At 48.2% G+C, this 12,768-nt stretch carries 10 protein-coding genes; 7 read left to right on the top strand and 3 right to left on the bottom strand.

The features are described 5' to 3' along the window. Window positions 1–19: 19 nt before the first annotated feature. Window positions 20–1,024 carry a M28 family metallopeptidase gene (locus ACESTD_RS01545; RefSeq protein WP_270558888.1) on the bottom strand — a complete coding sequence of 335 codons (1,005 nt, stop codon included), beginning with the start codon at window positions 1,022–1,024 and terminating at the stop codon, window positions 20–22. 131 nt (window positions 1,025–1,155) lie between these two features. On the opposite strand from ACESTD_RS01545, the gene ACESTD_RS01540 reads away from it, so the two are divergent. Beyond that, entirely contained in the window at window positions 1,156–1,923 is a 768-nt protein-coding gene (locus tag ACESTD_RS01540; RefSeq protein WP_373158633.1) for a DNA alkylation repair protein, read from the top strand. A gap of 178 nt (window positions 1,924–2,101) precedes the next feature. On the opposite strand, the gene ACESTD_RS01535 is transcribed toward ACESTD_RS01540, so the two are convergent. Then, window positions 2,102–2,536 (bottom strand): DUF6078 family protein, encoded by a 435-nt coding sequence (locus ACESTD_RS01535; protein ID WP_005833904.1) that lies wholly within the window; start codon window positions 2,534–2,536, stop codon window positions 2,102–2,104. Window positions 2,537–2,835: 299 nt separating this feature from the next. Here ACESTD_RS01535 and ACESTD_RS01530 point away from each other — a divergent pair, with 299 nt between their 5' ends. The 6 genes from ACESTD_RS01530 to ACESTD_RS01505 are packed head-to-tail and all read left to right on the top strand — an operon-like array spanning window position 2,836 to window position 11,020. Then, a complete protein-coding gene (locus ACESTD_RS01530; RefSeq protein ID WP_016272131.1) occupies window positions 2,836–4,221 on the top strand; it encodes an AAA family ATPase in 1,386 nt (461 codons plus the stop codon). Window position 4,222: 1 nt separating this feature from the next. Then, complete coding sequence (locus ACESTD_RS01525; protein ID WP_016272130.1) at window positions 4,223–4,891, top strand: DUF4276 family protein; 669 nt, start codon at window positions 4,223–4,225, stop codon at window positions 4,889–4,891. A gap of 51 nt (window positions 4,892–4,942) precedes the next feature. Then, window positions 4,943–5,980, top strand: a complete 1,038-nt coding sequence (gene ruvB / locus ACESTD_RS01520; protein ID WP_034523273.1) for a Holliday junction branch migration DNA helicase RuvB — start codon at window positions 4,943–4,945, stop codon at window positions 5,978–5,980. 42 nt (window positions 5,981–6,022) lie between these two features. After that, window positions 6,023–7,468, top strand: coding sequence for a lipopolysaccharide biosynthesis protein (locus tag ACESTD_RS01515; RefSeq protein ID WP_005833900.1), 1,446 nt, complete (start codon window positions 6,023–6,025; stop codon window positions 7,466–7,468). 35 nt (window positions 7,469–7,503) lie between these two features. Then, window positions 7,504–8,865: a TIGR00341 family protein gene (locus tag ACESTD_RS01510; protein ID WP_005833899.1), complete on the top strand. Its 1,362-nt coding sequence runs from the start codon at window positions 7,504–7,506 to the stop codon at window positions 8,863–8,865. Window positions 8,866–8,881: 16 nt separating this feature from the next. Further along, complete coding sequence (locus tag ACESTD_RS01505; protein WP_005833898.1) at window positions 8,882–11,020, top strand: S46 family peptidase; 2,139 nt, start codon at window positions 8,882–8,884, stop codon at window positions 11,018–11,020. A 38-nt stretch (window positions 11,021–11,058) separates the two neighbouring features. On the opposite strand, the gene ahpF is transcribed toward ACESTD_RS01505, so the two are convergent. Next, window positions 11,059–12,618 (bottom strand): alkyl hydroperoxide reductase subunit F, encoded by a 1,560-nt coding sequence (ahpF, locus tag ACESTD_RS01500; protein WP_373158634.1) that lies wholly within the window; start codon window positions 12,616–12,618, stop codon window positions 11,059–11,061. Between the last annotated feature and the right edge of the window lie 150 nt (window positions 12,619–12,768).

The following is a 12,768-nucleotide window of genomic DNA, read 5'->3' as shown; positions in this document are numbered from 1 at the left end:
TTACTTTGTTTCTAGTGGATTAATATTTGTTTTCGTTGGCAAGATTCCAGGCGTTGAGGAAAGCTGCTTTGGTTATTTCTATCATTTTTTCCCAGTTCAGCCGGTCGGTGTGGTCCGAAGGCTGGTGATAATCGAGATGTCCGTCTGTGTGGTACCAGATGATGGGGATGTTGCACAGGGCAAAAGAAGCATTGTCACTTCCTCCCGTGGGGCGGTCCCAGGCGCGGTAGTCCGGTTGCAGGCGCAAGCTGTAGCGTGCAATGTCCTGCTTCAGCCAGTCGCCGAATACGGGGTGGGCGGCGGTGTAGAAGTAGACAACGTGTTGAGGCTGCTCGGGCTTATTGTTACGGCCTATCATGTCGAAATTGAGATAACCTTTCACCTGGCTGATGAAAGGACAGCTTTGTACAAAGTATTTTGAGCCGAGCAATCCCTTTTCTTCCCCATCCCAAAAGGCAAAGATGACCGTGCGCAGAGGCTTCTGTCCGGTGGCAAGAAATGCACGAGCTATCTGCAGGACGGCAGAGACACCGGAGGCATTGTCGTCTGCACCGTTGTATATCCGGTCGTTTGCCAGCGTCTCGTCCACACCCAGATGGTCGAAGTGGGCACCTACGATGACATATTCATCCGGTCGTTCTCCCGGGATGGTTCCCAATACATTACTCATCTGCAGGATGCGGTGGACGCCTTGTTTAAGGATGGCGATGGAGTCGGGATGCACTTGCCACCGTCCCCGTTGTTGGCGTTCCTTGTTGTAAGCCTCGAAGGGCTGGTAATAATTGTCCTTTTCCAGCGGGGCAATGCCGGCTTCTTTCAGGCAGGATGCCAGATAGCGGGCAGCCAGTCGTGAACCGTGCATGCCTGCTTCGCGTCCTTGCAGCTCATCATCGGCCAGAAAGCCGACAATAGCCTTGGCTGAAGTGCGGCTGATGCTTTGCAACCCCTTTTCTTGTGGAGATTGTGCATGTAAGGATAGTGCGAAAGAAAGGCAGCAGATTGCTCCCAAAACAGCTTTATACATGTCGTACGGTTTTAAGGATTGGACATACCGGTTGCAAAATTAAAGATAACTTTCCATAGTTTCTATATAAATGTTGTATTTTTGTCCATTGGTGGATGAATTCAAATCCGTGTAAATCAAATGAGAGAAGGATGAAAAAGAAGAATGAAGCAGTGGAAACCGTCTTGTGCGAACGTGTGCTTTCGGCAGAAGAAGTGGCGTGCATCTCGGTACAGATTCAGCAGGAATTGGAGGCGTATATCGACCCGGTGAAAAGGGAGTATCTTCCCCGTTTCTTCAAGACCGGAAAGGGGCAGTATGGCGAGGGGGATAAGTTTCTGGGAGTGGTGGTACCCAACACCCGGCAGGTGGCAAAGCAGCACAAGCACGAACCTTTTGGGGTAATGGCAACCTTGCTTCAGAGTGAATGGCACGAGTGTCGCCTTTGTGCCTTGCTGATGTTGGTGGAGCGATTCAAAAAGAGCGATGAAAAGGGGAAAAAGGAGATTTATGACTTTTACCTTTCGCAAACGGGCCGTATCAATAATTGGGATTTGGTCGATTTGTCTGCCCCCGGCATTGTGGGCGAATATTTGAAAGACAAACTTCGTAAAGACCTCTACCGGCTGGTGGATAGTCCGCTGCTTTGGGACCAGCGCATTGCTGTGGTATCTACCTATACTCTTATCAAAAATGGTGATTTCATCGATATATTAGCCCTTTCGGAACGGCTGCTCCATCATAAGCATGACTTGATGCAAAAGGCGGTAGGATGGATGCTCCGGGAGATGGGTAAGCGGGACAAGGACTTGCTGGTACAATTCTTGGAGAAGTATTGCAGGACGATGCCGCGAACGATGTTGCGCTATGCCATAGAGAAGTTTCCAGAGGAGGAGCGCAAGGAGTTTATGAAGCGCTGATGGGGAATGAAAATCGTTAAACTGTATTTTGCTCTTCTTGCCAACAAGTTGACAAGTTTTTGCCACCTTATTGGCAAGACTTTGCCACCGCGTTGGCAAACTTTTGCCATAGGCATGGCAAAGTTTTGCCAAAGGTGAGGCAAAGAGTTGGCAAAATTAGTCTCTGATGGTCAGTGTGTTACCAAAGGTAGCCTTCTGCGTAACTATCAAATTCTGTAGCCATGCCGGCATCCAGATGTCTGAAGACGTTCAGTACGGATTGTTGCTCTTCGGGGAGCAGCAGGCGTTCGCCTTTGCGGGCGCGGTAGTAGGTGCGTTGGCCGAAGCCGGCTATCAGGTTGGCGATGGCGATTCCCCGCTTGTTGTAGGGTAGGCTGTTCAGCATGTTCATGAAGCCTTTGGCGTAACGCGCCTTCTGACTGGAGCGGTAGAAGGGGCATTCCCCTTTGACGGTGGCAAGGCGTTTGGGGCTGATGATTTTCCAGTAATCCTTTTCGGTAGGCATGCTCTGCATGGCGAGCTGGCGGAGGCAGGTGGCAGCCTTGGGGCATTGCCCGTTGAGGCATAAGGGGTAGTCGAAGGGGACTTGGGTAAAGGATATTTCTTCTTTCATAAGTAGCGTGTTCTATGCATTGTGCTTTCAGCAGGGGGGAGATTCGGCTTGCTGTCAGTAAATGGCTGGTTATTCTGCACAAATGTAGGAAGAAAGTGTGAGCCTGCAAATATATTTCAAGTATATATCTTGCTACTTCTATCGTTTTTTCTGTAATTTGCCTCCGGGCAGCATAATATTCCGTTGTATGGAGCGTACTAGGTATGTCATACGCCTTTTACTTATGTGAAAAAAGAAAGGGGATGAGTGCTATCTCAAAATAAATTCGTTATTTTGCAGGAAACAAAAGGAATATCCCTATGATTACTTATCTTAAAATAAATGGTTTTAAGTCATTTCATAATTTTGAAATGGAGTTTACCCCTTTGACCATTGTTGCAGGAACAAATGCTGCTGGGAAGAGTAACTTGTTTGATGCATTGAATCTGTTGTCACGCTTGGCTGAAGTGGACAAAATACATACAGCATTCAGAGAAGGGCAAAGAGGTGATTTGTTTGAACTATTCACTCAGTATGATGAACATGCTTATGCCGATGAAATGGAGTTTTGTGTGGAAGTGCTGGTAAATCGTGAAGTGACTGATGCTTGGGGAGCTACTGCAAGATTGAAATATACGAGGTTGCGTTATGAACTAAAAATACATCGCTTTGTAAACTCCAGTGGTATTGATGATTTAGAAGTTGTTTATGAACATTTGGCTACATTGAAACATCAAGAAGACAAATGGATAAAACTTTTGCCTAAAGAACAAATAGAATTTTGGAGACCTAAAGTAATTACAGGGAAACGTGGTCAACCTTATATCTATACACAAGAGCAAAATGAATTGCCTACGGTATTTGTTCCTCAAGATGGTGGTGGAGGTAACAAGCGAAGTTTTCCCCTGAGAAATGCTACGCGTACGGTATTGAGCAGCATTGATTCTGTTGATTTCCGCCATATTCTGGCCGTGAAGCAGGAAATGATCAGTTGGCGTTTCTTACAGTTGAACCCGGAGGATTTACGTCAACCCACAAGTAAGAGGACGGGAGAAGATGTCATTGGTGTTTCTGGGAAAAACCTGGCTGCAGCATTATTTAGGATTCAGCAGGAAGATAAATATTCATTGGTAGAGATATCTCGTGAATTAAATAGTTTTATTCCCAACTATACCCAGGTCTTTGTAGAAGATGATACAGAAAACAAGCAGTATATCATTTATCTGAAGAATGTGGACGGAAAGAAATACTCTTCCCGCGTGTTGTCCGAGGGTACGTTGCGATTGCTTACGCTTTGCATCCTGCAACACGATATGAAATACTCCGGTTTGCTTTGTTTTGAAGAACCGGAGAATGGCATTCACCCATTTAGGATAAAATCAATGGCGAAATTATTGAAGGATTTGACCACTAACTTTGAAGACCATGATCTACCTTTAAGACAAGTGATTGTGAATACGCATTCTACCGTTTTTGTCGGTGAAATTCAGAAATGGGAAGATGATTTGAATGTTTCCATCCATTTTGCGGAGATGAAATCAAGAGTGCTTTCTTTGCCATCGGGCAATAAGGTGAAACTCGATGTTTCGAAAATTATACAAGTTCCTAAAGAAGGGCAATTGACTATCAATTTCTCTGAGCAAGAACGAAAGCTTTCTTTGCAAATGATTAAGGAGTACTTAGAAAATACCCTAAAGGAGTGGTAATATGGCTAGACAATTATTTATTGGATTAATCACGGAAGGCCCTACGGATGTACGTTTCTTGCAGAGTGTGGTGGAAAGGACTTTTATTGATGTGGCTTTTGAATGCGAGAATGATTTAGAACCATACGTGAAATGCTTGACTGTGGAAAAAGTGCGACTTAGTTTTAATGAATATGTAGAGAAAGCTTCACGTCGAGGAATGGAAGAGATGGGTATGGATATACTTTGTGTCCATACAGATGCTGATAGTAAGGATACTAAAAGAGCCTATGCTGAAAAGATAAATCCGGCCAAAGAGTTCTTGTCTGATAAGAAAGGGGAGATTTGCAAGAGTCTGATTCCTATTGTTCCAGTGAGGATGGTAGAAGCATGGATGCTTGCTGACAAAGAACTATTAAAAGAGGAAATGGGTACAAGGATGTCGGATGAAGAATTGGGTATAAATCGTATGCCGGAACTTTATCTTGATCCTAAGGCTACCATTATACAAGCCATAGGTAAATCTAATCGGACTACGACACGTAGGCATAGGAAGGATTTGGATATTAGTGAACTATATGCTTCCATTGGTGCGAGGTTGGAATTGGAAAAGTTGCATCTGCTTCCTTCATATAGGCAATTTGTGGATGAGGTCAGAGAAGCCTACAGACAGTTGGGATTGTTACGGTAATGTGGAAAAATCAATAGGAAATAAAGCAGTGTTTGGAACATGATAGATAGTATGGAACAAGAAGATTTTGATATACGCAACCAGCAGCCCGTCACCAGCCGAGAACGTGATTTCGAGAATGCTCTCCGTCCGTTGAATTTTGAGGATTTCAGCGGGCAGGACAAGGTGGTGGACAATCTGCGCATATTTGTGAAAGCTGCCCGCCTGCGTGGCGAGGCGCTGGACCATGTGTTGCTTCACGGCCCTCCCGGATTGGGAAAAACAACACTCAGCAATATCATAGCCAACGAACTGGGCGTAGGTTTCAAGATAACTTCCGGTCCGGTACTCGACAAGCCGGGGGATTTGGCGGGAGTGCTTACCAGCCTGGAGCCCAATGATGTACTTTTCATCGACGAAATACACCGGTTGAGCCCCGTAGTGGAGGAATATCTGTACTCAGCCATGGAGGACTACCGCATAGACATCATGATAGACAAAGGCCCTTCTGCCCGAAGCATACAGATTGATTTGAATCCTTTCACGCTGGTGGGAGCTACCACGCGTAGCGGTCTGTTGACAGCTCCGTTGCGTGCCCGTTTCGGTATCAACCTGCATCTGGAATATTACGATGATGATGTGTTGAGCGGCATTATCCGTCGTTCGTCCGGCATCCTCGATGTGCCTTGCTCCGTAAGGGCTGCCACCGAGATTGCGAGCCGCAGCCGTGGCACACCGCGTATTGCCAATGCATTGCTGCGGCGTGTACGCGATTTTGCCCAAGTGAAAGGTTCGGGGAGTATCGATACGGAAATTGCACAGTTTGCCCTCGAAGCCCTGAATATCGACAAATACGGTCTGGATGAGATAGATAATAAGATACTCTGCACCATCATTGACAAGTTCAAAGGCGGCCCGGTGGGACTGACCACCATTGCCACCGCTTTGGGCGAAGATGCCGGCACGATAGAGGAAGTCTATGAACCGTTCTTGATAAAAGAGGGTTTCCTGAAACGTACCCCCCGTGGGCGTGAAGTGACGGAGCTTGCCTACAAGCATTTGGGGCGGAGTCTCTATAGTAGCCAGCGTACCTTGTTTGGCGACGAGTGATTCATTAATCATTAATCACTAACCATTAATCATTAAAAAGAAGTGGCCGGATTAAAATCATTGGCAAAAGAAACTGCCATTTATGGGCTGAGCAGTATTGTGGGGCGTTTCCTCAATTACCTGCTGGTGCCCGTATATACCATGGCGATGTCCGCACAGAGTGGCGGCTATGGCGTAGTGACGAATGTATATGCGTGGGTGGCCCTCATGCTGGTATTATTGACGTGCGGCATGGAAACCGGTTTCTTCCGCTTTGCCAATAAAGGGGAGGATGACCCGATGCGTGTGTACTCCACGACATTACTCAGTGTGAGTATGGGGGCGCTTACTTTCCTTGCATTGGGGCTGCTGTTTCTCGACCCTATTGCCGGATGGATGGAGTACAGTGAGCATCCCTGGTACGTGGGCATGATGATGATTGTGGTGGCGATGGATGCTATTCAAAGCATTCCTTTCGCTTATTTGCGCTACAAGAAGCGTCCCATTAAGTTTGCGGCACTCAAACTGCTGTTCATCTTCCTGAATATAGCACTGAATCTGGTCTATTATGTAGGGATGAAAGGGGATGACGTGGGCTATGCCTTCCTTTTCAATCTGATATGCACCTCTACCATTATGCTTTGCATGATTCCGGAGTTACGCGGGTTTGCTTATGTGCTGGATAAAAAACTGTTGAAGCGGATGCTTGCTTACAGTCTGCCGTTACTGGTACTTGGCTTGGCGGGTATCTTGAATCAGGTGGCCGATAAGATTATTTTTCCTTTTGTCTATCCGGATGAGGCGGAAGCTACTGTGCAGTTGGGCATTTATGGAGCTGCCAGCAAAATTGCTATGGTGATGGCGATGCTTACACAAGCTTTCCGCTATGCATACGAGCCTTTTGTCTTCGGAAAGAGCCGGGACAAAGACAATAAGCAGGTATATGCGCAGGCCATGAAGTTTTTCATCATCTTTACACTGCTGGCATTCCTGGCTGTCATGTTCTATCTGGATATTTTGCGCTATATCATCGGCCCTGATTACTGGCCGGGATTGCGGGTAGTGCCTATCGTGATGGCTGCCGAAATCTTTATGGGTATCTATTTCAATCTTTCCTTCTGGTACAAGCTGATTGACGAAACGCGTTGGGGAGCCTACTTCTCCCTGATAGGTTGCGCGGTGCTGGTAGTGATGAACATACTTCTGATTCCCCGATACAGTTATATGGCTTGTGCCTGGGCAGGATTCTGTGGCTATGGTATCGCCATGCTTCTGTCCTATTTCGTAGGGCAGAAGAAGTATCCCATTCAGTATGACCTGAAGGCTATCGGTAGTTATGTGCTGCTTGCGGCAGTACTCTATCTGGCTGCCGAATATGTCCCGATAGAAAATATCTACCTGCGTATGGTGTACCGTACCGTTTTGTTGCTGGTCTTTGTGGCCTATATCGTGCGGCGTGATATGCCTCTCGGCAGCATACCCGTCATCAGCTGGTTGATAAAGAAATAAACTACTGAATAGTAAATCGTCAAATTGTAAATATCATGGATTCTGACAACAGAAATACCTTCGCTATCAAGACTTTTCTGAAAGACTATCTTGATTTGCGTAAAGACAAGGACAATGAACTGGAAACTGTAGATTCCATCCGTAAGGGAGTGGAATTCAAAGGAGCCAATCTTTGGATTCTGATATTCGCCATATTCATGGCCTCGTTGGGATTGAATGTAAACTCCACAGCCGTGATTATCGGTGCCATGCTCATCTCGCCGCTGATGGGGCCTATCATGGGCGTGGGGCTTTCTGTGGGGTTGAATGATTTTGAATTGATGAAGCGGTCTTTGAAGAGCTTCTTGATAACTACCTTGTTCAGTGTGACCACTGCTACCATTTTCTTTCTGGTGAGTCCCGTTGCCGAGGGGCAGTCGGAATTGCTGGCACGTACGTCACCCACCATTTATGACGTATTCATCGCCTTGATGGGTGGCTTGGCAGGTGTGACGGCGCTCTCTACCAAAGAGAAAGGAAATGTGATTCCGGGTGTTGCCATTGCCACGGCTTTGATGCCGCCTCTCTGTACGGCAGGCTACGGGCTGGCAACGGGTAACTTGATTTATTTCCTCGGTGCATTCTATCTTTATTTCATCAATTCCGTGTTTATCAGTCTTGCCACTTTCCTGGGCGTGCGCGTGATGCACTTCCAGCGCAAGGAGTTTGTGGATAAGAACCGGGAGAAGAAAGTACGTAAATATATTGTCCTGATTGCTATCCTGACCATGTGTCCCGCTGTCTATCTGACGGTAGGTATCGTCCAGGATACCTTCTTTGAGAGTGCTGCCAACCGTTTTGTCAACGAGCAGCTCTCCTTTGAGAATACGCAGGTGCTGGACAAGAAAATCCATCACGAGGGCAAGGGCCACGAAATACGTGTCGTGCTGATTGGGCAGGAGGTGCCCGAAGCTTCCATCGCCATTGCCCGCAGCAAGATGAAAGACTATAAGCTGGACAATACCAAGCTGATAGTCCTCCAAGGTATGAACAATGAAGCGGTGGATATTTCTTCCATCCGTGCCATGGTGATGGAAGACTTCTACAAGAACAGTGAGCAGCGTCTGGTGGAACAGAAACAGAAGATTGCCACACTGGAGCAGAATTTGGAAAGATACAAAACCTTCGATGAATTGGGCAAGAAGATTATCCCAGAACTGAAAGTGCTCTACCCGTCGGTAAAGACCGTATCAATATCTCATGCGATTGAACTGGCGGTAGATTCTGTACGGGTGGATACTGTGACCCTTGCCGTCTTGAAATTCGGCAAGCATCCGGGTGCGCACGAGAAGGAAAAGATTGCGGAGTGGCTCAAGGCGCGTACGGGTGCCAAGCAATTGAGGCTGATTACTGAATAATACAAGAATTGACGGAATGAAAATAAGATTTATACTGATAGCTGTCTGCTTCCTTTTTTCTCTGCCGGGACAAGCGGATGAAGGGATGTGGATGCTGGGAAATCTGAACAAGCAGACACGCCAGACCATGAAAGAGTTGGGCTTGCAGATGTCTGTCAACAAGCTATACAATACGAAACGCCCGTCTCTGAAGGATGCGGTAGTCAGCTTCGGAGGCTTTTGTTCCGGAGTGGTGGTGTCCGGGGACGGGCTGGTGTTTACCAATCATCACTGCGGCTTCAGCAGCATACAGCAACACTCGTCTGTGGAGCACGACTATCTGAAAGACGGCTTTGTGGCACGTAATCTTAGTGAAGAACTGCCTAATCCGGAACTTTACGTCCGCTTCCTCTTGCACCAGCAAGACGTGACCCGTCGGGTACTTGGAGCAGTAAAACCGGATATGAACGAATCTGAGCGTACAAGTGTAGTAGATTCGGTGATGCTGGTCATTGGCGAAGAGGTTTCTCGTAAAGACTCCACGCTGATAGGCATTGTGGATGCTTACTATGGAGGCAATGAATTCTGGCTTTCCGTTTATCGCGACTACAATGATGTGCGTCTGGTATTTGCACCCCCTTCTTCAGTGGGCAAGTTCGGCTGGGACACTGACAACTGGGTATGGCCACGCCATACGGGCGACTTCGCCGTATTCCGTATCTATGCCGGCAAAGACAACCGTCCTGCCGACTACTCTCCCGACAATGTTCCCTACCATCCCGAATACGTGGCTCCGATATCCCTGGACGGCTATCGTGAGGGTTCCTTCTGTATGACGATGGGCTATCCGGGCAGTACGGAACGCTATCTTTCCTCTTTTGGCATCGAAGAGATGATGACCACCACCAACCAGGCTCAGATAGATGTCCGTGGTGTGAAGCAGGCCATCTGGAAGCGTGAAATGGATAGCCGTGACAGCATCCGCATCAAGTACGCTTCCAAATACGACGAAAGTTCCAATTATTGGAAGAACAGCATAGGAGTGAACCGCACCATCAAGAAACTGCATGTGCTGGACAAGAAGCGTGCCATGGAGACCGAACTCCGTCGCTGGATACAGCAGACACCGGAGGAGCGGGAACATCTGCTGCATCTTTTTTCCGACCTGGAGCTGAACTACAAGAGCCGCCGTGATGCTTATCGTGCCAGAGCTTACTTTGCCGAATCTTTCCTGAACGGTCCGGAACTGGTGCAGCTTGCTTTGTCCATCCTCAACTTCGACTTTGAGGGGGAAGAGAAAACGGTGGTTGCCAATCTGAAAGCTATCGTTGAGAAATATGCCAATCTGGACTTGGGCATTGACAAGGAAGTGTTTACAGCACTGTTGAAAGAATACCGCTCCCAAGTGGATTCCACCTATCTGCCCGAGCTCTACCAGACGATTGCGACAGAATACGGAGGTAACGAGCGTACCTATGTGGATAGTCTTTATGCCCGCTCGGAGCTGACCACCCCCCGTGGATTGAAGCGTTTTCTGGAGCAGGACACCACCTATCAGATATATAATGACCCTGCCATCAACTTGGGCATCGACCTCATCACGAAGCTATTCGAGATGAATATGCAGGTACAGCAGGCTTCCGGTGAAATCGAGCGGAATGAACGTTTGTTCAACTCTGCCGTGCGACGTATGTACGCATCCCGTAACTTCTATCCCGACGCCAACTCCACCATGCGTTTGAGTTTTGGCACTGTCTGCGGTTATGCCCCCTTCGACGGAGCGGAATATGATTATTATACCACCGCGAAAGGTATTCTGGAGAAAGTCAGAGCCCATGCAGGCGATGTGGATTTTGAAGTGCAGCCTGAGTTGCTATCCCTTCTTTCCTCCGGTGATTTCGGTAGATATGCCGATGAGAAGGGAGAAATGAATGTCTGCTTTATCTCCAATAATGACATTACGGGAGGCAATTCCGGCAGTGCCATGTTCAATGCCAAAGGAGAACTTCTGGGGCTTGCCTTCGATGGGAACTGGGAAGCCATGAGCAGCGACATCCTTTATGAGCCGAAGATGCAGCGCACCATCGGGGTAGATGTACGCTACATACTGTTTATGATTGAGAAGTATGGGAAGGCAGGAAATCTGATTCAGGAACTGAAGCTTGCCAATCCTTAACGTGTGCCCCCTGCCTATACTTTTATGGGTGATATTTTCTAAATCACTCCACGGATACGGTCATCGAATGCCGAGAGTGCTGCCTTTGCCCCTTCGCCCATGGCAATGACTATCTGCTTGTAGGGAACATTCGATACATCCCCTGCCGCATATACCCCCGGAAGTGTGGTACGGCAGAAAGCGTCAATCTTAATCTCCCCGGTCGGAGTCGTTTCCAGCTTGTTGCGGAAAGGAGCGCTGTTGGCTGCCAAACCGATTTGCACGAAGATGCCGTCTAACGGGAAGTCGCGTTCCTCGCCGGTAAGGCGGTCCTTGATGCGGATAGAAGTTACTTTTTCCCCGTTTCCATCGACTTTTACGGTCTGTGACGAGGTGAAGATTTCCACATTCGGCAGGCTCCGGGCTTTCTCTTGCAGCACTTGGTCGGCTTTCAGTGTATCGGCAAATTCGAATACCGTTACCTTCCGGCAGATGCCTGCCAGGTCGATGGCAGCTTCAATCCCCGAGTTACCTCCACCGATAACCGCCACATGCTTGCCTTGATAGAACGGACCGTCGCAATGCGGACAGAATGCCACGCCGCGTCCTATGTATTCCGCTTCGCCCTCCACATTCAGTTTGCGCCAGCTTGCCCCTGTGGCAATGATTACCGCCGGTGCATGGAACACCTCGCCGCCTACGGTGGAGACACTTTTTTCCGTTCCCTGCAACTCTACTTTCTCTATCTTACGCTCCTCGAAAATCTCTATCGGATAGTGCTCTATATGTGTGCGGAGTGCGTTGGCAAGTTCTGCACCAGTAGTCTGCGGCACGGAGATAAGGTTTTCTATGCCTACCGTCTCTTTTACCTGTCCGCCTATGCGCTCGGCAACAATCGCCACCCGTAGGCCCTTGCGTGCAGAGTAGATGGCTGCGGAAGTTCCGGCTGGTCCGCCGCCCAATACCAGCACGTCGAAATCTCTCTCTATCGGCGCTTCGTCCTCTTGCGGAGCACTGCCGAAGGCTTCTTCCAGCTTCTGCAAAAGCTCTCCTAAAGAACCGCGACCTACGTGAAGCAGCTTGCCATTAGCGTAGACTGACGGCACGGCTTGTATCTTCAGCGCATCCACTTCCTCTTGATTAAGCGCCCCGTCCACCATCTCGTGGGTGACGTGCGGATTCAGCAATGCGATGATGTTCAGTGCCTGCACCACATCCGGACAGTTGGTGCAAGTAAGCGATACATACGTTTGCAGGCTGATGTCGCCTTGCAACGCCCGGATGCGGCGACGAATTGCTTCGTCCGGCAGATTTTTCCCCTTTCCATCGGCATTCAGCACGGCAAGTAGGAGGGAAGTGAACTCGTGTCCGCCGGGGATGCCGCGGAACTTGATGCCGGTTTCCACATCGTCTTTCAGCAATGTGAACTCCAACACGGGGTTCTCTATCTCACTCATCCGGCAGGAGAGCTTGTCGGAACAGCTTGCCACATCCTTCAAGAATCCGATAAGCTCTTGTGCCTGCTCGTGACCCGGATGATAGGTGATGTGAAAGACGTAGCGGGCTTCCAAATGCTGGAATACGCTCCGCACCTGGTCTAATATAGTTGTTTCTAACATGATTAATAGGGTGTTTGGGGTGAGAAAATAGTCTTTTAATATGTTTGATATAGAGTAGTTGCAGAACTTGTGAGGAAGTACTCCAATACTCCTTCGAAAGTACTGCGGTACTCCTTTGAAAGTACTACAGTACTTCTGTACAAGTACTGC

It is taken from the genome of Bacteroides sp. AR20 (genome assembly GCF_964250605.1).
In the GTDB taxonomy this organism is placed as follows: domain Bacteria; phylum Bacteroidota; class Bacteroidia; order Bacteroidales; family Bacteroidaceae; genus Bacteroides; species Bacteroides uniformis.
Note: the sequence above shows the minus strand (reverse complement) of the source record. Positions and strands in the feature narration are given on the sequence as shown.

Excerpts from the sequence above, each read along its gene's own strand:
- ACESTD_RS01545 (WP_270558888.1), bottom strand. The coding sequence starts at position 1,024 with ATGTATAAAGCTGTTTTGGGAGCAATCTGCTGCCTTTCTTTCGCACTA.
- ACESTD_RS01540 (WP_373158633.1), top strand. The coding sequence starts at position 1,156 with ATGAAAAAGAAGAATGAAGCAGTGGAAACCGTCTTGTGCGAACGTGTG.
- ACESTD_RS01535 (WP_005833904.1), bottom strand. The coding sequence starts at position 2,536 with ATGAAAGAAGAAATATCCTTTACCCAAGTCCCCTTCGACTACCCCTTA.
- ACESTD_RS01530 (WP_016272131.1), top strand. The coding sequence starts at position 2,836 with ATGATTACTTATCTTAAAATAAATGGTTTTAAGTCATTTCATAATTTT.
- ACESTD_RS01525 (WP_016272130.1), top strand. The coding sequence starts at position 4,223 with ATGGCTAGACAATTATTTATTGGATTAATCACGGAAGGCCCTACGGAT.
- ruvB (WP_034523273.1), top strand. The coding sequence starts at position 4,943 with ATGGAACAAGAAGATTTTGATATACGCAACCAGCAGCCCGTCACCAGC.
- ACESTD_RS01510 (WP_005833899.1), top strand. The coding sequence starts at position 7,504 with ATGGATTCTGACAACAGAAATACCTTCGCTATCAAGACTTTTCTGAAA.
- ACESTD_RS01505 (WP_005833898.1), top strand. The coding sequence starts at position 8,882 with ATGAAAATAAGATTTATACTGATAGCTGTCTGCTTCCTTTTTTCTCTG.
- ahpF (WP_373158634.1), bottom strand. The coding sequence starts at position 12,618 with ATGTTAGAAACAACTATATTAGACCAGGTGCGGAGCGTATTCCAGCAT.